Raw genomic sequence first — 463 nt, 5'->3', positions numbered from 1 at the left:
TTATTTGAATCTTGACTATCTTTAACTCCTGTTTTGAAATAGAATTTCAGGTCATATGGATGAACTGTTCCGTCTTTGTCAATTCTGCCCACCACGACTTTATCAACTATGCTTTCAAATACTGTTCTGTTAAATTCCTCTATAATTTCTCTATTCTCTAACACCTTTTTAAATTGCTTTAATCTTTCTTTAATAGAGTTTTCATCTTTTATCGTTAGTTCCAGTGTTTTCTTTTCATCAATTAATTCTTCTTTTTGCTTTGTAAGTTTTTTATACTTTTTAGCATAAACTTCTTCGTCTATACTATCTTCTAAATGAAGATCGACTAACTTTCTTTCTTGACTAATGACTCTATTTAATTGGTTTTCTATCTTCTTCAAATCTTTGACTAAAGTATTATCATTTATTTCTTCTTCTACAATTTTTAAAAAGTCATCTATTACTGTTGAATCTGCATGGCATA

The 463-nt window shown here is 28.1% G+C and carries 1 pseudogene; it reads right to left on the bottom strand.

The features are described from left to right. Positions 1–463, bottom strand: a pseudogene (locus tag RH95_RS09150) (recombinase family protein); the annotation flags it as partial.

Source organism: Peptoniphilus rhinitidis 1-13 (genome assembly GCF_000246925.1).
GTDB classification, from domain to species: domain Bacteria; phylum Bacillota; class Clostridia; order Tissierellales; family Peptoniphilaceae; genus Peptoniphilus_A; species Peptoniphilus_A lacydonensis.
Note: the sequence above shows the minus strand (reverse complement) of the source record. Positions and strands in the feature narration are given on the sequence as shown.